1 rRNA gene is annotated in these 354 nt (G+C 48.0%); it reads left to right on the plus strand.

The window, feature by feature from the left end:
* Positions 1-286: 286 nt before the first annotated feature.
* Positions 287-354: ribosomal RNA gene (rrf, locus tag KJS65_RS29555) — 5S ribosomal RNA — on the plus strand; the annotation flags it as partial.

Below are 354 nucleotides of genomic sequence, written 5' to 3' on the forward strand. Positions count from 1 at the left end.
GGTTGGAGGTGGAAGTGCAGCAATGCATGGAGCTGACCAATACTAATCGGTCGAGGGCTTATCCTAAAAAGTTTACCGTAGGGAAACTTGCTTCGGAAGCGTTACGCTTTGCAACGGAGTGAGGGCTGCGGAGACCATTTCTAAACACACAAATTCGTTTCGTATCTAGTTTTCAGGTGATCAAACATCTGGACTGATTTTTAAGCTGCATGTCCTTTCTAAGGATGGATCTTTTCTCGCAGCGATTTCGAGAAGCTTAGGCTTCGAAAAATCATTAAAAATCCTGTTTGGTGGCGATGGCGGAGGGGTTCCACGCGTACCCATCCCGAACACGACCGTTAAGCCCTCCAGCGC

Origin of the sequence: Paenibacillus sp. J23TS9 (assembly GCF_018403225.1) — a bacterium.
GTDB lineage: Bacteria > Bacillota > Bacilli > Paenibacillales > Paenibacillaceae > Paenibacillus_AQ.